At 65.5% G+C, this 20,974-nt stretch carries 20 protein-coding genes; 11 read left to right on the forward strand and 9 right to left on the reverse strand.

Going from position 1 to position 20,974, the window contains the following annotated elements:
• The first annotated feature begins 1 nt into the window (after position 1).
• From ppk2 to AAHS21_RS22620, 4 genes are all read left to right on the forward strand, one after another.
• The gene (gene ppk2 / locus AAHS21_RS22605; protein WP_342929777.1) at positions 2-868 is read left to right on the forward strand and encodes a polyphosphate kinase 2; all 867 of its coding nucleotides are present in this window, start codon (positions 2-4) and stop codon (positions 866-868) included.
• 2 nt (positions 869-870) lie between these two features.
• A complete protein-coding gene (locus AAHS21_RS22610) occupies positions 871-1,389 on the forward strand; it encodes a hypothetical protein (RefSeq protein WP_342929778.1) in 519 nt (172 codons plus the stop codon).
• An 87-nt stretch (positions 1,390-1,476) separates the two neighbouring features.
• A complete protein-coding gene (locus AAHS21_RS22615) occupies positions 1,477-2,628 on the forward strand; it encodes a ferredoxin reductase (protein ID WP_342929779.1) in 1,152 nt (383 codons plus the stop codon).
• A gap of 85 nt (positions 2,629-2,713) precedes the next feature.
• On the forward strand, positions 2,714-4,009 hold the full coding sequence (locus AAHS21_RS22620; RefSeq protein ID WP_342929780.1) for a fatty acid desaturase: 1,296 nt from the start codon (positions 2,714-2,716) through the stop codon (positions 4,007-4,009).
• 9 nt (positions 4,010-4,018) lie between these two features.
• Here the strand turns inward: AAHS21_RS22620 and AAHS21_RS22625 are convergent, their stop codons facing one another.
• Positions 4,019-4,624, reverse strand: coding sequence for a DUF5134 domain-containing protein (locus AAHS21_RS22625; RefSeq protein ID WP_342929781.1), 606 nt, complete (start codon positions 4,622-4,624; stop codon positions 4,019-4,021).
• 311 nt (positions 4,625-4,935) lie between these two features.
• Here AAHS21_RS22625 and AAHS21_RS22630 point away from each other — a divergent pair, with 311 nt between their 5' ends.
• Genes AAHS21_RS22630 through AAHS21_RS22640 form a run of 3 tightly spaced genes read left to right on the forward strand, consistent with a single transcriptional unit; the run spans position 4,936 to position 9,034 of the window.
• Positions 4,936-6,453, forward strand: coding sequence for a hypothetical protein (locus AAHS21_RS22630; protein WP_342929782.1), 1,518 nt, complete (start codon positions 4,936-4,938; stop codon positions 6,451-6,453).
• 28 nt (positions 6,454-6,481) lie between these two features.
• Positions 6,482-8,458: a hypothetical protein gene (locus tag AAHS21_RS22635; protein ID WP_342929783.1), complete on the forward strand. Its 1,977-nt coding sequence runs from the start codon at positions 6,482-6,484 to the stop codon at positions 8,456-8,458.
• A 39-nt stretch (positions 8,459-8,497) separates the two neighbouring features.
• On the forward strand, positions 8,498-9,034 hold the full coding sequence (locus AAHS21_RS22640; RefSeq protein WP_342929784.1) for a hypothetical protein: 537 nt from the start codon (positions 8,498-8,500) through the stop codon (positions 9,032-9,034).
• A 50-nt stretch (positions 9,035-9,084) separates the two neighbouring features.
• On the opposite strand, the gene AAHS21_RS22645 is transcribed toward AAHS21_RS22640, so the two are convergent.
• Positions 9,085-9,843: an ANTAR domain-containing protein gene (locus tag AAHS21_RS22645; protein WP_342929785.1), complete on the reverse strand. Its 759-nt coding sequence runs from the start codon at positions 9,841-9,843 to the stop codon at positions 9,085-9,087.
• Between the two features lie 68 nt (positions 9,844-9,911).
• Positions 9,912-10,649 carry a VIT family protein gene (locus AAHS21_RS22650; RefSeq protein WP_342929786.1) on the reverse strand — a complete coding sequence of 246 codons (738 nt, stop codon included), beginning with the start codon at positions 10,647-10,649 and terminating at the stop codon, positions 9,912-9,914.
• 211 nt (positions 10,650-10,860) lie between these two features.
• Here AAHS21_RS22650 and AAHS21_RS22655 point away from each other — a divergent pair, with 211 nt between their 5' ends.
• On the forward strand, positions 10,861-11,352 hold the full coding sequence (locus AAHS21_RS22655; RefSeq protein ID WP_342929787.1) for a DUF2231 domain-containing protein: 492 nt from the start codon (positions 10,861-10,863) through the stop codon (positions 11,350-11,352).
• A 7-nt stretch (positions 11,353-11,359) separates the two neighbouring features.
• On the opposite strand, the gene AAHS21_RS22660 is transcribed toward AAHS21_RS22655, so the two are convergent.
• From AAHS21_RS22660 to AAHS21_RS22670, 3 genes are all read right to left on the reverse strand, one after another.
• On the reverse strand, positions 11,360-11,920 hold the full coding sequence (locus AAHS21_RS22660; protein ID WP_342929788.1) for a hypothetical protein: 561 nt from the start codon (positions 11,918-11,920) through the stop codon (positions 11,360-11,362).
• Positions 11,913-12,092: a hypothetical protein gene (locus tag AAHS21_RS22665; RefSeq protein ID WP_342929789.1), complete on the reverse strand. Its 180-nt coding sequence runs from the start codon at positions 12,090-12,092 to the stop codon at positions 11,913-11,915. Before AAHS21_RS22665 ends, AAHS21_RS22660 begins: the two co-directional genes overlap by 8 nt.
• Before the next feature lie 121 nt (positions 12,093-12,213).
• Positions 12,214-15,195, reverse strand: coding sequence for an RND family transporter (locus AAHS21_RS22670; RefSeq protein WP_342929790.1), 2,982 nt, complete (start codon positions 15,193-15,195; stop codon positions 12,214-12,216).
• A gap of 120 nt (positions 15,196-15,315) precedes the next feature.
• Here AAHS21_RS22670 and AAHS21_RS22675 point away from each other — a divergent pair, with 120 nt between their 5' ends.
• The gene (locus tag AAHS21_RS22675) at positions 15,316-15,978 is read left to right on the forward strand and encodes a TetR/AcrR family transcriptional regulator (RefSeq protein WP_342929791.1); all 663 of its coding nucleotides are present in this window, start codon (positions 15,316-15,318) and stop codon (positions 15,976-15,978) included.
• 10 nt (positions 15,979-15,988) lie between these two features.
• Here the strand turns inward: AAHS21_RS22675 and AAHS21_RS22680 are convergent, their stop codons facing one another.
• Positions 15,989-17,176 carry an acetyl-CoA C-acyltransferase gene (locus AAHS21_RS22680; RefSeq protein WP_342929792.1) on the reverse strand — a complete coding sequence of 396 codons (1,188 nt, stop codon included), beginning with the start codon at positions 17,174-17,176 and terminating at the stop codon, positions 15,989-15,991.
• Positions 17,177-17,264: 88 nt separating this feature from the next.
• Here AAHS21_RS22680 and AAHS21_RS22685 point away from each other — a divergent pair, with 88 nt between their 5' ends.
• Positions 17,265-17,738, forward strand: coding sequence for a helix-turn-helix domain-containing protein (locus tag AAHS21_RS22685; protein WP_342929793.1), 474 nt, complete (start codon positions 17,265-17,267; stop codon positions 17,736-17,738).
• On the opposite strand, the gene rsgA is transcribed toward AAHS21_RS22685, so the two are convergent.
• Positions 17,725-18,717: a ribosome small subunit-dependent GTPase A gene (rsgA, locus tag AAHS21_RS22690; protein ID WP_342929794.1), complete on the reverse strand. Its 993-nt coding sequence runs from the start codon at positions 18,715-18,717 to the stop codon at positions 17,725-17,727. The two genes, AAHS21_RS22685 and rsgA, sit on opposite strands and share 14 nt — an antisense overlap.
• Entirely contained in the window at positions 18,714-20,012 is a 1,299-nt protein-coding gene (gene aroA / locus AAHS21_RS22695) for a 3-phosphoshikimate 1-carboxyvinyltransferase (protein ID WP_342929795.1), read from the reverse strand. Before aroA ends, rsgA begins: the two co-directional genes overlap by 4 nt.
• A 54-nt stretch (positions 20,013-20,066) precedes the next feature.
• Here aroA and AAHS21_RS22700 point away from each other — a divergent pair, with 54 nt between their 5' ends.
• A complete protein-coding gene (locus AAHS21_RS22700) occupies positions 20,067-20,831 on the forward strand; it encodes an SOS response-associated peptidase (protein ID WP_342929796.1) in 765 nt (254 codons plus the stop codon).
• The last annotated feature ends 143 nt before the right edge of the window (positions 20,832-20,974 follow it).

Genomic DNA, 20,974 nt, shown 5'->3' on the forward strand with positions numbered 1-20,974 from the left:
TGTGAGCACTTCGAACGACGGCGCACCGGTAGCGAAGGCGAAGAAAAAGAAATCGCCGGCGCGCGCCGTTGCCAGAATCTCCGAGGCCGTGTATGAAGCCGAATTGTTCAGGCTACAAGCAGAATTCGTGAAGCTGCAGGAGTGGGTACGGTATTCCGGCGCGCGAATCGTGGTGCTCTTCGAAGGCCGTGACGCCGCGGGCAAGGGGGGTGCCATCAAACGGATCACCGAGTACCTCAGTCCCCGTACCGCCAATATCGCCGCCTTGCCGGTGCCCACGGATCGAGAGCGCGGCCAGTGGTACTACCAGCGGTATATCGCACATCTGCCTTCCAAGGGCGAAATCGTGCTGTTCGACCGATCGTGGTACAACCGCGCCGGCATCGAGAAAGTCATGGGATTCTGCACGCCGCAAGAACATGCGCTGTTCTTGCGGCAGACTCCGATATTCGAGCAGATGCTGATCGACGACGGGATTCTGCTGCGCAAGTACTGGTTTTCGGTTTCCGAGTCCGAACAGTTGCGCCGTTTCAAGGCACGCCGCAACGATCCCGTCCGGCGCTGGAAACTGTCCACCACGGACTTGGAATCGGTGTACCGCTGGGAGGACTATTCGCGCGCCAAAGACGAGATGATGGTGCACACCGACACGCCGGTAAGTCCTTGGTACATCGTGGAATCCGATATCAAGAAGCACGCACGGCTAAACATGATGCACCACCTGTTGTCCAGCATCTCCTACCACGAGGTCGACCAGCCGAAGGTCGACTTGCCCGACCGTCCGGTCGTCAGCGGCAACTACCATCGTCCGCCGCGCGAGCTGTCGACGTATGTCGACGACTACGCGGCGACGTTGATCGAGGCCTAGGGATGGGCGCGACCCAGGTCTACATTCCGGTCACATTGACGATGCTGCAGCAGCTCGTCGCCGACGACTCGCTGCGGCCGGTCAACGGCACCGCGTTCGCGGTGACCCCGACATTGCGCGAGGCCTATGCGGAAGGAGACGAGGACGAGCTCGCCGACGTGGCGTTGCGCGAGGCGGCGCTGGCGTCGCTGCGTCTGCTGGCGGCCCACGACGGCGGGGGCGGCGATCAGTCGGCGCGGCCACGACGCGCGGTGCTGACCGCCGAGGTCGACGACGTCACCTTCCGTCCCGACCTCGACGATGCGGTGGTCAGAATCGCCGGGCCGGTCTCGATGGACCAGGTGGTCGCGGCCTATGTCGACAACGCCGGTGCGGAGGAGGCCGTGGCGAAGGCGATCGAGGCCATCGATGCCGCTGACCTGGGGGATGAGGATGCCGATCTGATCGTCGGCGACGCCCAGGACCACGATCTGGCTTGGTATGCGAACCAGGAGCTGCCGTTCCTGCTCGATCTGTTGTGACCGCCATGACCGGCCGGCGAATGTGACGCAATCCGGGCGCGTCAGCCTGGAAAAGATACCGTAACTTACGGTACCGTAGCTTTTATTATGGGTAGGAAATACCAATCGGTCACCGCGAATGTGGTCGACACCAAGCGCCCCACGGTCGCGGGTGCCCAAAGGCATCCCGGCTGGCATGCGTTACGCCAGATCGCTGCGCGCATCACCACGCCGCTGCTGCCCGACGACTATCTCCATCTGGCCAACCCGCTATGGTCGGCGCGCGAATTGCGGGGCCGCATCATGCAGGTGCGCCGCGAGACGGAGGATTCCGCGACTCTGGTCATCAAGCCGGGCTGGGGCTTCAGCTTCGACTTCGAGCCCGGCCAGTACATCGGGATCGGACTGCGGATGGACGGCCGCTGGCGCTGGCGGTCGTATTCGCTGACGTCGAGCCCGGTGGCGCGGTCGGGGTCCGGCCCCGAGCGCACCGTGACGATCAGCGTCAAGGCGATGCCGGAAGGCTTCCTATCCAGCCACCTGGTGGGCGGCGTCGAGCCGGGAACCATCGTGCGGCTGGCCGCACCCCAGGGCAACTTCGTGCTTCCCGATCCGGCTCCGCCGTCGATTCTGTTCCTCACTGCGGGATCGGGAATCACGCCGGTGATGTCGATGCTGCGTACGCTGGTGCGCCGCAAGCAGATTGGTGACATTCAGCACGTCCATTCGGCGCCCACCGAATCGGAGGTGATGTTCGGTGCCGAGTTGACCGCGCTCGCGTCGGTGCATCCCGGGTACCGGTTACAGGTGCGCGAGACCCGGACGCAGGGGCGACTCGACCTCGCCCGGCTCGACGACGAGATACCGGACTGGCGCGAACGTCAAACCTGGGCCTGCGGACCGGAGGGCATGCTGGCTCAGGCCGAGAAGGTCTGGGCGGCCGCGGGCATCAGCGACCGGTTGCACTTGGAGCGGTTCGCGGTGGCCAAGTCGGCACCAGCCGGCCAGGGCGGAACGGTGACCTTCGGCCGAACCGGTCGCACGGTGGCCGCCGACGCCGCGACCTCACTGATGGATGCGGGGGAGCGAGCCGGAATCCAGATGCCGTTCGGCTGCCGGATGGGTATCTGCCAGTCCTGCGTGGTACCCCTGCTGGAAGGTCATGTCCGTGACCTGCGAACCGGACAGGAACACGAGCCCGGGAGCCGGGTGCAGACCTGCGTGTCGGCAGCTTCCGGCGATTGTGTGCTCGACATTTAGGTATTACTCATAGGTAACCTACGGAGTCGTAGGTTACGATAGCGTAGGTACTGACCACAAAACCGAACGCCGGGAGGTGAGAACGATGGCGATCACAGACATCGACGTATTTGCGCATCTGTCGGACGCTGATATCGAAGCCCTGGCCGTTGAGCTCGATGCTATCCGCCAGGACGTGGAGGACTCACGCGGCGAGCGGGACGCCCGCTACATTCGTCGCACCATCGCCGCACAGCGTGCGCTAGAGGTGTCCGCCCGACTGATGCTGGCCGCGAGTTCGCGGCGCTCGGCATGGTGGGCCGGCACTGTGACCCTGGGCGTGGCCAAGATCATCGAGAACATGGAGATCGGCCACAACGTCATGCACGGCCAGTGGGACTGGATGAACGACCCGGAGATTCACTCGTCCTCGTGGGAGTGGGACATGGCCGGCTCGTCCAAGCACTGGCGCTACACCCACAATTTCGTGCACCACAAGTACACCAACATCCTCGGGATGGACGACGATGTCGGCTACGGCATGCTGCGTGTCACTCGCGATCAGCGCTGGAAGAAGTTCAACCTCTTCAACCTGGTGTGGAACACGTTGCTCGGCATCGGTTTTGAGTGGGGCGTCGGCCTGCAACACGTCGAGATCGGCAAGATCGTCAAGAAGCGGATGGATCAGGACGAAGCGCGGCAGCGCACCGATGAGTTCTTCGCGAAGGCCGGCCGTCAGGTGGTCAAGGACTACGTCGCATTCCCGGCACTGACCTCGCTGTCACCCGGCGCGACCTACAAGTCCACCCTGAAGGCCAATGCCGTCGCCAACGTGATCCGCAATGTGTGGGCCAACGCGGTGATCTTCTGCGGCCACTTCCCTGATGGCGCAGAGAAATTCACCAAGACCGACATGATCGGAGAGTCGAAGGGACACTGGTACCTACGCCAGATGCTGGGCAGTGCCAACTTCGAGGCGGGACCGGCGCTGCGGTTCATGAGCGGCAACCTGTGCCACCAGATCGAGCACCACCTGTACCCCGATCTGCCGAGCAACCGGTTGCACGAGATCTCGGTGCGAGTGCGTGAGGTCTGCGACAAGTACGACTTGCCCTACACCACAGGATCTTTCCTGGTGCAGTACGGCAAGACGTGGCGCACGATGGCCAAGCTGTCGTTGCCCAACAAGTACTTGCTGGACAGCGCCGACGACGCTCCGGAAACCCGTAGCGAGCGGATGTTCGCCGAACTAGAGGCCGACTTCGCGGGTACCGACCCGCAGACCGGCCGGCGGCGCGGCCTCAAGACCGCAATCGCCACCGTTCGGGGCTGGCGCCGCAACAAGCGCGCCATGAAGAAGATGGAGCAGATGCTCAAGGACGCCGACGATCTGGCGGCCTAGGCGCTGCACCTAGAGCTGGGCGAAGAACATCGCCGCGGTGCCGGCGGCAGCGCATGCTTGATACAGCGGTTCCAAGCGCGCGGACTGCCGCCGGGCGGCGCAACGGCTTGACCAATACAGCGCCGCAACCGCGAAACCGAGCACCACGATCCAGTTCACCGCGGTGACCCACCCGAATCCTGCTGGTGCCCTAGACATCTCGTGTGCCGGCATCTCCATGCCGGGCATGTTCATGGCCAGCGAATCCGGCTTCGGGTGGCTGGCCTGGCCCGGCAGGCTGCCGCTCATCACCGCGTACATCCACACCATCGCCACCGCCATCACCGCGTAGTAGGAGTTGGTGAGTCGCTCACCGGTGGCCGACGAGCGTCTGCAGGCCGCACGCACAAACCAGGCGCCCGCCAACGCGAAGATGATCATCGGCCCGGATGTCGAGACGTCCCATCCGATGTGCCATGCCATCAGGATCATTGCGGCCGCCATCGTCAGGTGCAACAGATGGTCGATCGTGCTGGTTGATCGGTCACGTTGGGCGACAAGGAGATAGACGTAGGTCGCAATGCTGATACCGAAGAGTGCGGTGACGATCCACCGCAGCGCGAAGTCGTCGATCAAGAGGTGGCCGCGCCTTCTGACATGCGCCGAACGGTACCCCCCTAGGGTACCAGGGTCAAGCAGCGCGGCAGCGTGTCGAGTCCGCCGCAGGCGACGCGCAATTCGCTTGAATATTGGTGCGGGTAGCTGCACCAGGCTCAGATTAGGCTAACCGCGGGTGACGTCGAGGTGTCGTCCAAGGTGTGCTGAGATGGCCGGTAATCGGCGTTGCTGATTCGCCAGTTGTCGCAGCGCGGGCGTGATGGAATTTCACCGGACTTTTGTCGCGCGCTCATTCGTCGTGCCCTGTGGCAGCTAGGAGGTGATTCGCCGTGACCGGACCGGTGATGACGAAGGTCGTCTACGAGGAACTGATAGCTCGGGCGAACGAGTTGGAAGCGCCGCTGGTGGATCAGCAAGGGCGAGGCATACCCACCGAAGTCCCCCAACCTCCATGCGGCCTGGCGATCGTCAAACAATGCGCCAAAGACCTTGGTTATTCGGCTGACAACATGCGCTATTACCTAGGGCTGTTCGACAAGTCGCGCAAAGACCTGGCCCAGTCGCTGCGGAATGCGGCCAAGGCATATCGCCACGTCGACGAGGATGCGGCAGCAGCGCTGCACAACGAGACGTCGCTGTCGGGTGTGGCCATGTCCGGGCCCGCGCCCGGCGATGCCGGCCCCGCGATGTTTGGCGCCGGCGTTGCTCCGAACCAGGACGTACCCCAAGAGGCGATGGACGGGCTACACAACCTCGAACAGGCGGCCTTGGAACTCGAACAAATGGATCAAGGCGCATCGTTTGATCGCTTTGCCGAACAATGGGCTAAATACCACGACGCGCTGCGGCGAGCCCGCGATCGTTTCCGGCCCTTCCGAGAATGGGAAGGTGAGGCTGCCACCGCCGTCGGGGAGAATTTCGAATTGCAGCGGACGTGGTTGGACACCATGGCGAGATTCAGCGATCAGATGTCTCGTCAGGCTCAAACGGTCGCCGACGAGTTCCGCGCCTTGCGCAAGCAGCACGTCTGGGGCAAGGACGCGCGCTACGGGAAGCGGGTGAAGTGGGACTACAAAAGCTTGCTCGAGCTCGAGGCGTGGGCCAAAGCCAATATGCACTCCGGCTACGAAACATTCATGACAACCTACAACGAGGCGTCGAAAAACTCCGTGGCTCTGCTTACTGACTTCCGTGGCAAGTCGGGTTTGCCAGTGTCGCAAGTGAATCCGACGGCGCCGCCCAGCGCCAAGAAAATCGATCCGCCCAAGCCGTGGAAGCCATCGGTGCGGCCGAGCGATGAAGACATCAAGAAGTCACATGTTCTCAAGCCGCCGCCGCGGCCGGACTGGATACCCGACGACAAGCCGACGCCTGGGCCGCCCACCCCTTCCGGTGATCAGGGGGGTCTGCCGTTCATTCCGTCGACACCGATGATGCCGATGATGCCGTCTGCGGCGCAGGCGCCCGATCCGCAGCTGGCCGAGGCGCTCAGAGACCTGAAAGGCCAAGGCGCGCCTAAGCTTGCGCACGGTGGTGGGGTCAAGCCCGCGTCCTTCGGCGGGGCCGGTGTGCCGGGCACACCGTTGCAATCCTGGGGAGAAGACGGCGCGACGGCACGCGCCGCTGCCGGGGGAGCGGCAGCTGGGCCCGGAATCACCGGCCGAGGCGTCCCGGGCTCGGGCGCGATGGGCGGCGGTATGGGCGGGGCTCCCGCCGCGGGTGGCGATAAGGGCACCGGCAAAGCCAAACGCGTGCAAGGCGATGAAGAGGCCCTTTACACCGAGCAGCGGTCCTGGACTGAGGGCGTCATCGGTCTGCGGGGCGCCAAGGAAGTGCCCAAGCAATAGCCGGCAGCCGTGGAACGAGGAGTGATCGATGGGCTTGGCGCCACCGACGGGTGAGCATGCCGAGAAGATGCTTGCCCCAAACGGCTGGCCAGAGTCCGACGAGGACATCAACTTTGACCGCGCCGCACAGTACATGCAGGTGTTGCGAACGGTCAGCGACGTTGCGGATAACTGCCATCGGCAACAGCTGGCCATCTTTGATGGTGATGTGTGGTCGGGAAGCGCCTCCGGTGCCGCCAATCGTCAAGTGGGAACGCTCATCGAAGCGCTGACGTCGCTGCAAGACGGTCTTGCCACCGTGATCACCTGGCACCGAAACATTGGCAGGTCAATCATTCAGGCCAAGTCCGATATCTATGACAACGTGGAAGTCGCCGAGACCAAGATCAAGGCATTGGCGAATGAGTTCAGGCTGACCGAAGCTGAACGGACCGAAGCGATCAACGCGGTGGTCACTGCGACCCACGAGGCAAATGTCGCCGTGGTGACGATGACCGCCGAGCAGATTCTGGCGAGCAAGGCGTGGAAACCGCCATCCAGCGGGCTTCAAGACTTGCTTGACCAGAAGGCGCCACCTGTAGCGCCGGGGGATGAAGACCCGTCAGATTCCAGCCCCGCGCTGCCGGGACCGGTCGCACCGCCGGGCGCTGGACCGGTTGCGTCCCCGCCCGCCGGGCCGTCGTTGCCCGCAATTCCGGTAGGCGGCCAGTTGCCAACTCCGCCAATCATTCCCGCTGTGCCGGCGACGCCCGCCGCCAGCGTGCCCGGTCAGCCGTCACAGGTCGGCGGCCCGACAACTGTGGGCACCGTCCGCCAGCCGGCGACAGTATCGCGGGATGGCGGTGCCGACGATCCGGATGGGTCGGCACGGCCTGATGCGCAACCGTACGAGGTTGGGCCGCATGATGATTCACCGCGCGTTGCACCCGCCAGCGCGGGTGTCATGCCGGCGATGCCTACCGTGCCGGGAGCCGCAGGCGGCGCCGGCGCGGGCGGGTCCACTGCGTCGGGTGGCGGGCCGGGTGGCGGCGCGGTGCCGGCGGTGGGCGGCGGGGCCGGGCGAGTTTCCCCGGGTCAGTCTTCGGGTGTCCGGCCGGCTGCGGCAACGCATCGCCGGACGCCGCATGGCGACCGCGTCGCGCCGTCGAGGGATGCGGCTCAGGTGGCGGAAGTCGCTGGGGTTGCCGCGATTCCGGTCTCACCGGCTCGGCTCGAGCGCGACGCGGTGGCCGAGGCGGCAACAGCCGACGCCGCACGCCGACGCGGCGCGGATCCGCTGCAGTTGGCGCGGCGCATCGCGGCGGCATTGAACGCACCCGTCGGGGACAAGCCGCCGGACTTCGGATTCTTCTGGGTGACCGGCGTGACCACCGACGGCGCGATCGTGGTGGCCAACAGCTATGGGCTGGCCTATATCCCGGACGGTGTGCAGTTGCCCGAGAGGGTGTTGATGGCCACCGCCGACCACGCGATTGCGCCCGCCGAGCGGGCTCGCTGGGCCACGTATCCCGTTGTGGCCGTGCAAAGCTGGGCGGCTCAGCGCGACATGACGTTGCGCGCGGTGATCGCTACCGAAGAGCAGTTGGCCGATTCCGATCCGGGTGTGGCGAAGGTAGTACTCAACGCCGATGACATCCCGGACAGCGGGGAGATGATCGGCCGGTCGCGGTTAGAGGTGGTGAATCCCGAGGCGGCCGAGCGGCTGGCGCAGACGCCCGACACGCGTCTGCGTGAACTTCTACCACCAGCCGAAGCGAACCCGCCCGCCGACGAGCGCTTCATGAAGTGGTTACAGGTGATGAAGCCGATGGTCAGCAACGACCCCCGCCGTCAGGCACCGCACCTGCAGGCGTTCCACGCCTACGTCGCTCACGCCCAGCACGTCGTGGGCGGCGATGCGCACGCCGCGGCCGACCCGGCAGCGCTGCGCAGTGCCATCGCCGACTGGCTGTACTGGAAAAACGTCGCCGGGCTGCTCGACGCCGCGTTGTCGCCGGTGTCTTGAGGCTCCGCGCACCCGCCGCCTAGGTCTACTCTCGGAAACATGCTTGCAGCGTTTGGATTCGAAACCCTGGGCGTAGTCGTCGGGGATATGTTCTTCGTCGACCCGACCCCGAACGAAGGTCAGGAAACCCCGGAGCGGGGAGTCAGACTGGAACTCCGAGTCGTCGATCGGGCCGAGCCGCAGGGATCGATATACGCGGGCATCCCGATCGCCTTCAACCGTCCGGTCTGGCGGGTGGATCTGTTCGGGTCCACCGAGAGCCCGCCGGGGACGCTGGACCGGGCCCATCACCACCCCCAATTCAAGGGCTGGGAACCCGGGCGCCGGCACTTCGTCCCCGAGCTGTCAGCCGACCCGGTGTCGTGGTTGGCCGAGCAGCTGGCTGATCCGGCCGCCGTGCTGGCGCGGGCGGGCGTAGAACCCGACGAGGTCCCCGAGGCCGATAAGGCCGGGCTCGCTGCGGCCGCCCCGGAAATTGTCGCGGCGGTGAAGCGGATGCTCGACGGCGTGCGTGACGGGAAATTGGCCCCAGCGCCCGCCGAACCGGTCGCCGCCGCACGCACCGGCTGGCTCTGATCTCGCCCGGCGCGGGCGTGCGCCAAAGAGGTTGCCGGGCAACGACATTGCTATGGCGTGCTGGGATGGTCCATTTCGACGAGCTTGCGAGCGATGTCCACCAGTCGGATGTTCGCCTGCTGCGACAGTTTCGCCAACAGGTCGAACGCCGCTGCCGCGTCGACATTGAACCGCTCCATCAGCATGCCCTTCGCTTGGCCGATGATGTCGCGGGTTTCGACCGCCCGGTGCAACTGCTCGATCTCGCCTGTCATTGCCCGCGCCCGGCTCTCGTCCTGGCGGGCCTTGGCGGCCAGTGCCGCCAGCACGTGCATGTGCTCGGACGCAACGGGTGACTCACCGGCGGCGACGTTCTGCGATAGCGCCGACAACGCGTCGTCGAGTGAGGTGACCTCGGCTACCTGATGCAGCACCCCGAACTGCTCGTCGCCGTCGTCGACCGCGACGTTCTGGCATGTCCACAGCTTCGGCAGGAAGACGTCCGGATCCTGTGGATCGGTGATGTCGTAGCGCACGATTGGCATGCTGTCGGTGCCGCGCCGTCGCATCGCCGATTCCACGGACGCGGCAAGCTGCGCCGTGCCGCTGGCTTCCTCGTCGTCGGGGTTGTCCGGAAATACGTCGGACACGAACTCGCCAAGCAGCTCCCCGCGCGGTCGCAACGAGAGGATTTCGTAGGTCGCATTGACACCGCGGATACGCAGGTCGCGGTCCAACAACATCAGCGCCGAATTGGACTCTTCCAGTGCCAGCGACGCGGACACGGCATCGAAACGATGCTGGTCCAGCACTCGCCGCTGCACATACATTGGGCCAGATTACCCGCTTTGGGCCCTTTCGAATCTGTGCCGATTCGTGCACTGACCGAAGAGCGGTACTACTGGACCGCGGTGCCGAAGAGATGGCCGATGCCGTAGGTGAACGCCAGGCCAGCCGCCCCTCCGAGTACGACCCGCAACACCGCCCGCCGTACGCTGCCACCGCCGATCCGGGCGCTGAGCGCACCGGTGAGCGCCAAGGCCGCGAGCACGGCGACGAATGTCACCGGAACCCGAAAGGCGGTGGGTGGCAATAGGATCGATATCAACGGTAGCAGCGCTCCGATGATGAACGACGCTGCCGACGCCGCGGCGGCCTGCCAGGGGTTCGCCAGCTCCTCGGGATTGATGTTGAGTTCGGCGTGCGCGTGCGCGGTCAGCGCATCGTGCTCCGTCAGCTCCTTGGCTACTTGCGCCGCGGTCTCAGCTGATAGGCCCCGGTCCTGATAGATGGCGGTGAGCTCGGCCAATTCGGCCTCCGGTATGTGTCGTAGCTCATGTCGCTCGGTAGCAAGCTGCGCCTTCTCACTGTCCCGCTGGCTCGAGACCGACACGAATTCACCCAGCGCCATCGACGCCGCCCCGCCCACCAGGGCAGCCAGCCCGGCGGTGAAGATCGGGCCGCGCTCTGAGGTTGCCCCGGCCACGCCGACCACCAGGCTGGCCACCGAAACGATGCCGTCGTTGGCGCCTAACACCGCCGCCCGAAGGCTGTTCAGCCGGCCTGAGCTGTGGCCGGCATGCGGTTCGGCCGTGTGCGTTGATTCGTCTTGCTGAAGTGGCTGCTCGTCACCCATGTCGCCTAGCCAAGCGCATTTCCACCCCGTCGCGCCAGCAAGTGCAGCCTCATCAAACTTTCTCGGAGTAGCCATATTTAGCTTTGCCTTTGCAGCGGTGAACGACGTTATGATCACGCTCGCCCGACCTCACTGGGCGTCCGCTCCAGCCAGCCGCCGGACAAGCCACGACGTTGGCGCCTGAGGTAATTCGACTTCGCAAAGGACCTTCATGACGGTCATCAATGGCTTGCCCGCCCATGTGCTGCTGGTGCATTTCCTCGTGGTGCTTGCGCCGCTGACGGCTCTGCTGGAGATCGTGTGCGCCCTATGGCCTGCCGGCCGGCGGGGACATCTGGTCTGGTTGACCGGCATACTCGCCGTCGTGACGGCGGTGCTGACACCGATCACGGCAAACGCCGGTGGATGGCTGTATGACTTGCGGCGCAATCCCAGCCCGATTCTGCGCGAGCACGCCGAGCTGGGCGACACCATGATCTATTTTGCTGTTGCCTTATTGATCGTTGCCGCCGGGCTTTTGGCGCTCGGGTTGGCCGAACGCCGATCCGGTCCGCGTCACCTGGGCGTTCGCGTTACGGTCGCAATTGTCACGCTTATCGTCGCTGTCGCGACAATGGTTCAGATCTACCGGATTGGCGATGCGGGCGCGGATTCGGTGTGGGGCAACGAGATAGCGCACCTGAAACAGGCCAACGGCAAGTAGCGGCGATTCATGGCGGTCTCATCATGCCGCCGGGGCCCATCATTGCCGGCCCCATCATTGCCGGCATGCCCTCGTTCACAAAACCGGTGACCTCTCGGGCGTGTGCCCGGATGGTTTCCGTGAGCGCGGGATCGTCTGCGGTCTCTTCGGCGATCACGCCCGTAGCGGTCAGCGTGAGCTGGCGGCGATAACCACCGGCGTGACGGAAAAGAACCGGCAGGCTTTGGCTCATGCACATCACCTCTGTTCCCTGATCGAGGTGGGCATACATGCTTGAGACGTGTGCCTGCAGCTGGGCGGTCAGGTCTGCGGACTTCGATTCGGTGGTGGTGCGCACGCCGCCGGGTATGTCTTCGACCACACGGCTGATCTCGTTGTGCCGCTTGAACATTTCCATGTAGCGGCTCATGTCCACGTGACCGGCGCCCATGAAGCCGTCTCCGTCGGTGAGGCGGATAGCCGAGGACGGTTCAAACAGGTTGCGAAGAACATAGCCCAGACCTACGACGCTGCTCGCCGCGATCGAACCGAGCGCGACGAGGGCCGCCCGTCGTGTCAGCCTAGCCATCGCGGTCAGACCCGGCAGCGCCGTTGTGCTGGCTGTCGCCCCGGATCACATCGCGCATCGCGAAGGCCACTACGACGACCACCGTCACCAGAAGCGCCGCCAACGCGATATACATCACGACGCTGCCCCAGCCCCAGCCACCGTCGTTCCACATCCAGCCCCAGCCGCACATAGCCGGCGCTCCCTTCGTCAGGTGATGATCCTTGAGACAGACGATGCGCGGTCTGCTCGGGGAGCTTCTAGGGTCGATGGTCCTTTCTCGCGCGTCGAGGCGTCTAGCCGAGATCGTTGCGCTAGCTCCGTGTGGGTACAGGCCACCAACTCTTTTCGCGTAGGAGGGTGGCGATGGCCGGGACGGTCAGTGTTCTGACCACGAAAGTGTCCAGTAGCAGCCCTGAGCCGATGATGAATCCGGCTTGGACCAGGATGTCGACGGATCCAACCATCAGTCCGAGCATGCTGACGGCAAAGATGATGCCAGCCGAGGTGATCACGGAACCGGTGCTGACGACAGTGCGGAGCACGCCGACGCGAATACTGTCGCCGGCTTCTTCGCGTAGCCGGGACATGAGCAGCAAGTTGTAGTCAGCACCCACCGCTACCAGCAACACAAACGCCAAAAGCGGTACCGGCCAAGCAATCTGATGTCCCAGCCCGCACTGGAACACCAAGACTCCCAAGCCGAGAGCGGCCAGATAGTTCACCACGACAGTGCCCAACAGGTAGAGCGGGGCGACGACGGAACGGAGCAGCAGGATCAAGATGACACCGACGATGATCAGCGTCGCCGTTCCCAGACGCTCGAAGTCGGCGGTCAGCATGTGTTGCAGATCGGAGTTGACGGCGGGGAAACCGGCCGTCGACATCGCGGCGTTGGCCAGCGAAGTATTGGGTCGCGCGGCGTTGGCCGTCTCGAGGATGCGTTGGTTCAGGGCCATCGCATCGGCCGAGTAGGGATCGTAGGAGGAGGCCACGGCGAATCGGACAGTGTGTCCATCTGCAGAGATGAAATGGCTTGCCAGGTCGCTGAATTGGCGGTCGTCGAAGGCTTCTGGGGGAAGGTAGAAACCGGAGGCGGCGTCTGATTCGGAGGTGGCACGCGCCGAGCCTTGCAGTTGGGCGGCGATCTTGCTCATGCCGCTGAGCATCTGGATGTTGCTGTCGGCCAGGGCGTGTACGCCGGTGGCCAACGCTCGAGCGCCCCACGCGAGTTGACCGATGCCGTCCTGGAGTCGCTGGATATTGCCGACGATGTCGGCCGGGTCGCCGGTAGTGCCGAGGCTCTGTTGCATGGTGTTGGCGGCGGTTTGAATACTGCTGAGACTGGTTGACAGCGTGGTGTTTTGGCCGAGCTCGGCAACCTGGTCGAAGAATCCGCCGTTGCGCAACGTAACCAGTACTTGCGTTTCGTCGCGCAGTTGCGCGCACTGTGGTGTGGTCACGCACCAGGGCGAAGTGTTGAGGCCTTCGACGAGCGGATCGATGGCCGCGATGGCGGCGGCGGCCTGTTGGGCCAGGGGGCGCAACCCCGACTCGAGCAGGGGGCGGTGGTTCTGTAGCTTTTGCCCCACGTTTTGGGCTTGGCTCAGCAGGCCGGCGACCGGGGTGAGTGCGCGGCGCAGGGTGGTGTCGAGTTGGCCCAGGCCGGCGGCCAGTTGGTCGGCTCCGTGGGTGAGCTTGGCAAGGTCGTCCTCGTGGGCCGCACCGTCGGCGACCGCACCGGCCATTTTGTCGCCGATTTGTTTGTTCTGCCAAGACAATTGGGCTTGATCGAGCCGCTTCCCGGTGGGGCGCGTGACACCGGAGACGCGGGTCACCCCAGGCAGTTGGGCCAGGCGGGAGGCCATCACATCGAGGTCGGCGAGGCCTTTTGCCGTTCGCATGTCACTGTTCGACTCAACCAGCAGAAATTCGTTCATCACGGTGTCTTTGGGAAAGTGTCGGTCGAGCAACTGGTAGCCCTGGTTGCTGGCGGTGCCGGCGGGCTGGCCCTTGCGGTCGTCGTAGCTGATCTTCATCGTTGCCGCGACACCGGCCAGGGCAAGCAACACGACCAGACTGGCGGCCAGCACCGGCCACGGGCGCCGCACCACGACGACGGCCACGCGAGTCCAGTATTGCCGGGATTGATCGGCGCGGGGCTCGGCGATACCGCGTTTAGCGGCAATCACTAGTAGCGGCGGCAGCAGCGTGACGGTGGCCAAAAACCCGATCAGCACGGCGATGGCACACGCCGGGCCCACTCCCTGGAAGATGCTGAGGCGGGCAACCACCATTGCGGCCAGTGCAAACGCGACGGTGGCTGCCGAGGCCAAGATGACGCGCCCGATGCTGCCGCAGGCGTGGCTGATGGCTTGTTCCGGGGCGACGCCGTGTCGTCGTTGCTCGTGATAGCGGCTGATCAGAAAGACGCTGTAGTCGGTGCCCGCGCCCAAGAGCACGGCGGTCATGAACCCGACAGTGACCTGAGAGACGGGCAGGCCGCATTCGCCCAGGGCCGACAAGACACCTCTGCCGACGGCAACGCTGGCACCGATGACCAGCAGCGGCAGCAGTGCGGTGAACACCGATCGGTAGACGAGCAGCAGGATGAGCGCGATGAGGCCGGCGGTGGCAACGGAGATGATCAGCAGATCGTGCTCGGCAGAGGCGATCTCGTCATGAAACGTCGCAGCCGGGCCGGTTACATAGGCGGTGGTCGAAGACCCGGCGAGCACCGCGGATGCGCTGGCCCGCACTGCATCGACCGACTCGGCTGCCTTGGGGTCGCCCAGTGTGCCGGCTATCCCGACCGGTAGGAACCAGGCCTTACCGTCTTTGCTGATCGCTTGAGGTCTGGTGATCGGGTCGGCCAGCAGATCCTGGGCCAGCAGCACGTGCGATCTGTCGGCGCGCAGCGCGGCTACCAGGGCGTCGTAGCGTTGCCGCGCCGACGGGGTCAGCCCGGCCGGGTCCTCCATCGCGACGACAATCGATGTCTTAGCGCCACCCTCGTTGAACGCTGTCGCCATCGCGTCGAGCGCGTGAAACGACGGAACCTCGTTGGGCAGGAGCTGTACTGACTGCTCCTGCACGACGGTCTCCAGTTGTGGAAAGACCACGGCGAGGATTACCGCCGTGCCGACCCACGCGCCGACCACGCCGGCTTTGTGTCTCATCGAGAACCGGCCCAGCGCCGCAAGGCGTGGGCTGTATTCACGTCGGGGGCCGGCCCGGCGCGGCGCCCGTCGTCCCAGTTCACGTAGTCCCGTGACACGCTCGCGCACACCCGTCATCGACGGCCCACCCCTGTTGCCCCCTGATATCTTTGGTGAAGTGTTTCACCAAAGATCACTTTGGTGAGATCCTTCACCAAAGTGGGGCGCGACGCAACCCGCCCTTCGGACCGGAGGTTTATGGCTGTCCATCGCGGCCTGACCGCTGACCAGCGACGTGAGCAGCGCCGGCAACGGCTCATCGAGGCGTCTCTCGACGCGATCGCCGAGCACGGTGTGGGCAACCTGCGCGTGCGTGCCATCAGTGCCCGCGCGGGACTCAACGACCGCTATTTCTACGAAAGCTTTCCCGGCTGCCACGAGCTTCTGATCGCGACATTCGAGGACCAATTCACCCGCGCGCTGGCCGGGATCATGGCGGTGGTCGCGGACTCGTCGCACGACCTCAAACCCCGGGCTCGGGCCGTCATCGAGTTCGCGTTCGCCTTCATCGACGAGGACCCACGGCGCTCAGCGTTACTAATCGAGCTGCAGACCGCCGAAGCGCTTGCCGGCCGTCGCCGCGAGGTCATCGACGTCCTTACCCGGGTCATGGTCGGGCAAGTGCACGCATTGCTTGGGGAGACCGCCGGAACCGACGACAACGTCATGATGACCGCGCTGACCGTCATCAGCGGCCTTCTCGAACTGATAGCCCAGTGGTATCGGCAGCAGATCGATGTCAGTCGAGCTCAGCTGATCGAATTCATGGTCGCCCTCGTAGTGACCACCACCGACATCGCCGGAGCGCTCGAGCGTCGACTGGCGCCACCGGATGACGGTGAGGGAGCCGCCGAACGTTAGGGACTCGTGCCTAGCTCAACCGCTCGATGATGGTGGCGTTGGCCATGCCGCCGCCCTCGCACATGGTCTGCAAACCGTAGCGGCCGCCGCGCTGATCGAGCGCGTTGACCATGGTGGTCATGATGCGAGCGCCGCTGGCGCCCAACGGATGTCCGATCGCGATGGCGCCGCCGTTGACGTTGGTCTTGGCCAGGTCGGCCCCGGTGTCGTGAGCCCAGGCCAGCACGACCGGCGCGAAGGCCTCGTTGACCTCGAACAGGTCGATATCGGCGAGCGTCAATCCCGCTCGCTGCAAGACCTTTTCGGTCGCGGGGATGACGCCGGTCAGCATGTACAGCGGGTCATCGCCCACCACGGTCGTCGTGTGGATGCGCGCCAGCGGCCGCAGGCCCAGCTTCTTGGCGACCTCGCTGGTGGTGATCAGCACCGCTGCGCTACCGTCCGAGAGCGGCGACGAGTTGCCCGGCGTGATCTCCCAATTGATCTGCGGGAAGCGCTGTTCCATCTTCTCGCTGTAAAACGCGGGCTTCAGCGTGGCCAGCGTCTCGACCGTGGTCGCGGGACGAATGATCTCGTCGGTGTTCAGCCCGGCGATCGGGATCAGCTCGTTCTCGAACAATCCGTCCTTGGTGGCGCGGGCGGCCTTGTCGTGACTGCCGGCGGAGAACTCGTCGAGCTGAGCCCGCGAGAAGCCCCACTTCGCCGCGATCAGCTCGGCGCTAATGCCCTGCGGCACCAGGCCTTCGGGGTAGCGCGCGGCCATACCCTCGCCGAACGGGTCACTGCCCGGCAAAACCTGGGTGCCCATCGGCACGCGGCTCATCGACTCCACGCCCGCGGCGATCACCAGGTCGTAGGCGCCCGCGATGACGCCCTGGGCGGCGAAGCTGATGGCCTGCTGGCTGCTGCCGCACTGCCGATCGATCGTGACGCCGGGAACCGATTCGGGGAAACCCGCGCCCAGTAACGCGTTGCGCGCGATGTTGACCGCCTGATCGCCAACTTGGGTGACGGCTCCGGCGATGACATCGTCAACCTGCGCCGGGTCCACGCCGGTGCGGGTCACCAGTTCGCGCAGGCTGTGCGCCAACAGGTCGACGGGCAGCACGTCGTGCAGTGCGCCGCTGGACTTGCCCTTGCCGATCGGGGTGCGGACGGCGCCGACGATCACGGCGTCGCGGCCCTGAAATGAGGTCATGACTCCTCCTTGAGTCCTGGGTATTGCTCGATATACCCAGCAAAACGCCTAGATATACTAAAATCAACCCAGACGGGAGGTGATCTACATGACATTTCTGCAGGGCGCCCTGGCGGATCGGGAGAAGTGGTCGGCGGTCGGTCAGTGCGCGATCGAGAAGACGATGGCGGTGGTCGGCACCAAGTCCGCGATGCTGATCATGCGCGAGGCGTACTACGGCACCACTCGGTTCGACGACTTCGCCCACCGCGTCGGTATCACCAAGGCGGCCACCTCGGCACGCCTGTCCGAGCTGGTTGAGTTGGGGCTACTGGCGCGCCGGCCCTATCGGGAGCCCGGGCAGCGTAGCCGCGAGGAATACGTGCTGACCGAGGCCGGCATCGATTTCATGCCGGTGGTCTGGGCGCTGTTCGAGTGGGGGCGACAGCACCTGCCGGGCCGTCACCGGCTGCGGCTCACGCATCTGGGCTGTGGCGCTGAAGCCGGCGTCGAAATCCGCTGCGCCGAAGGCCATCTGGTGCCGCCCGACGAGCTCGGCATGCGGCTGGCTAAGTCTCCCTGAGCGCCGCCAGCAACCGGCGGGCCGCCTCGACTCGGCGAACGGCGGGACCGGAGAGCGTGTCCAGCGCACACTCCGGGTCTGCCGGCGGTCCCATATGGCCGCATCCGCGTGGGCAATCATGCACGGTCTCAGCCAGATCCGAGAACGCCAACAACACGTCGTTGGGTTGGATGTGCGCCAGTCCGAACGAGCGGATACCCGGAGTATCGATCACCCAGCCCGAACCCGCTGGCGTCGGTTTTAGGGGCAGCGCGACCGATTGCGTTGAGGTATGCCGGCCCCTGCCGATGTCCGTGACCTCGCCAACCGCCCGATCAGCTTCTGGCACAAGGCGATTCACCAATGTGGACTTACCCACTCCGGAATGTCCCAGCAGCACTGTGATCTTGCCGGCGAGCAAATCGGCCACCGCCAGCAGCGGATCGTCGCGGCCCGCCACGACCACCGTCAAGTCCAGATCCGCGAACTGTTTCGCGAACGGCTCGGGCGGGGCGAGGTCGGTCTTGGTGAGGCACAGGATCGGCGTCAACCCACCGGCATACGCGGCGATCAGCGCACGGTCGACCAGCCCAGTGCGCGGCGGCGGATCGGCCAGCGCCACCACGATCAGCAGTTGATCGGCGTTGGCGACCACGACCCGCTCGGTGGGATCGGTGTCATCGGCGGTGCGCCGCAACACCGTTCGCCGCGGACCGCGACGCACAATGCGAGCCAGTGTGTCCGGCCGTCCGGACAGGTCGCCCACCACGTCGACGTCGTCACCGACCACAATCGGGGTGCGGCCCAGCTCGCGCGCCCGCATGGCGGTGACCCGGCAATCGGGACGCCCGCTCAGTACGCATCCCCACCGGCCGCGGTCGACACTGACCACCATGGCGGCCTCGGCGTCGGCGTGCTCGGGACGGGTTTTGGTCCGGGGTCGTGAACCCCGGCCGGATCGGACCTTGACGTCGGACTCGTCGTAGTCACCCGGTCTCAAACGCTGGACTCCCCGTCGGCCAGCATCCGCATCCACAGTTGGGCGAATTCCGGCAATGTCTTGGTGGTGGCGCCGATGTCGTCGATCCGGACTCCGGGTACTCGCAGCCCGACGATCGCGCCGGCCATCGCCATCCGGTGGTCGGCGTACGCCCGCCAGATGCCGGAATGCATTGGTGTCGAAGTGATCACCAGACCATCGGCGGTCTCCTGGCAGTCACCGCCGAGCCGGTTGATCTCGGCGCTCAGGGCGGCGAGGCGGTCGGTCTCGTGGCCCCGCAAATGGGCTACGCCGGAAAGTCGTGACACCGAACCGGGGGTTGCCAGCGCCGCCAGGGCCGCGACCGAGGGAGTCAGCTCGCCGACGTCGCGCAGGTCGACGTCGAAGCCGTCGTAGCCTTCGGGGCCCTGTACTTCGAGCGATGAATCAGTTTGCGTGACAACGGCATTCAGCTTGCTCAACACGTCGAGAATGTCGTTGGCGGGTTGTACGCTCGTTGCCGGCCAGCCGATGATACGGACGTTGCCGCCGGTTACCACCGCCGCCGACAGGAACGCAACGGCATTGGTGAGGTCCGGCTCGACCTCCCAGTGCCGGGCCGCGACGGTACCGGGGCGCACGTGCCAGCGGTTGGGTACCGAATCGTCGACGTCGACTCCGGCTTGCCGCAGCATCACGGTGGTCATCGCGATGTGCGGAGCCGAAGGGAGCGACGCGCCGGTGTGCTGCACGGTCAGGCCGTTGCTGAACGACGCGCCGCACAGCAACAGGCCGGAGACGAACTGTGACGACGCCGACGCGTCGATCGCCACGATGCCGCCGGCGACCGATCCGCTGCCCAGCACCCGGAACGGCAGACCGGTTCCCTCGATCGGGACGCCCAGCTCGCGCAGCGCGCCCAGCAGCGGCGCGATCGGCCGGACCCGGGCCTGTTCGTCGCCGTCGAATTCAACCGGAACGTTCGCCAGCGCCGCCAACGGCGGCACGAAGCGCAACACAGTGCCGGCCAGGCCGCAGTCCACGCGGGCGCCGGGGCCGGGGTCGAGCCGGCCGCTGACCGTCAGCTCGGAACTGTCCCCGTCCACGCGCAACCCCAGTGCGGTGAGCGCGCCGATCATCAGGTCGGTATCGCGGCTGCGCAGCGCGCCGCCGAGGGTGGAGGCGCTCTGGCCCTGCGCGCTCGATAGACCCGCGAGTACCAGCGCCCGGTTGGTCTGCGATTTCGAGCCCGGCACGGTTACGGTCGCGTGCACCGGCGTCGGCGCGATGGGGGCCGTCCAGGGGTCGGTGCTCACGGGTTCATCCTGCCGTGTCGGCGGGTGTCGTGGGTACGGGGCACCATGGAAGTCATGTGTGGACGGTTTGCGGTCACGACGGATCCGGCCCTGCTGGCCGAGAAGATCAAGGCGATCGACGAAGCTACCGGTACCTCGGAGCGTGCGTCGGAGCCCAACTACAACGTGGCCCCCACGACCACGGTCGCGACGGTGGTCTCCCGCCACAGCGAGCCGGACGACGAGCCGACTCGCCGGGTGCGGCTGATGCGCTGGGGACTGGTTCCGCCGTGGGTCAAGGCCAGTCCCGACGGCGGCCCGGACAACAAGGGGCCGCTGCTGATCAACGCCCGCGCCGACAAGGTCGCCACGTCGCCGGCCTTCCGTGGTTCGGCCAAGAGCAAGCGTTGCCTGGTGCCGATGGACGGCTGGTACGAATGGCGACCCAATCCGGACAACGCCGCCGGTAAGAAGACCGCTAAGACGCCGTTCTTCATGCACCGCGACGACGGTGAGCCGTTGTTCATGGCCGGTCTGTGGTCGGTCTGGAAGCCGGACAAGGAAGCGGACCCGCTGCTGAGCTGCACGATCATCACCACCGACGCCGTGGGTGAGCTGGCCGCGGTCCATGATCGGATGCCCTTGATGTTGGCCGAGCGCGACTGGGATGACTGGTTGAATCCCGACGCCCCGCTGGACACCGAGCTGCTGACCCGTGCCCCGGATGTGCGGGGCATCGAGCTGCGCGAGGTGTCGAGGCTGGTGAACAGCATCCGCAACAACGGTCCCCAGCTGCTCGAGCCGGCCGAGCCGGAGCCCGAACAGATCACGCTGCTGTAGTCGCTACGCCGCCTCGTCATCGTCACCTCCGTCGTGGAGGAGTTTGTTGGGGTGGTGGTAGGTGTTGGTGCGGGGTTGGCCGCGGTCCAGATGTGGTGGGGGGATCCATTCGGTGTGGCCGTTGGGGTGTTTGCGGGTGGTCC

The organism is Mycobacterium sp. 050272 (genome assembly GCF_039023525.1).
In the GTDB taxonomy this organism is placed as follows: Bacteria; Actinomycetota; Actinomycetes; order Mycobacteriales; family Mycobacteriaceae; genus Mycobacterium.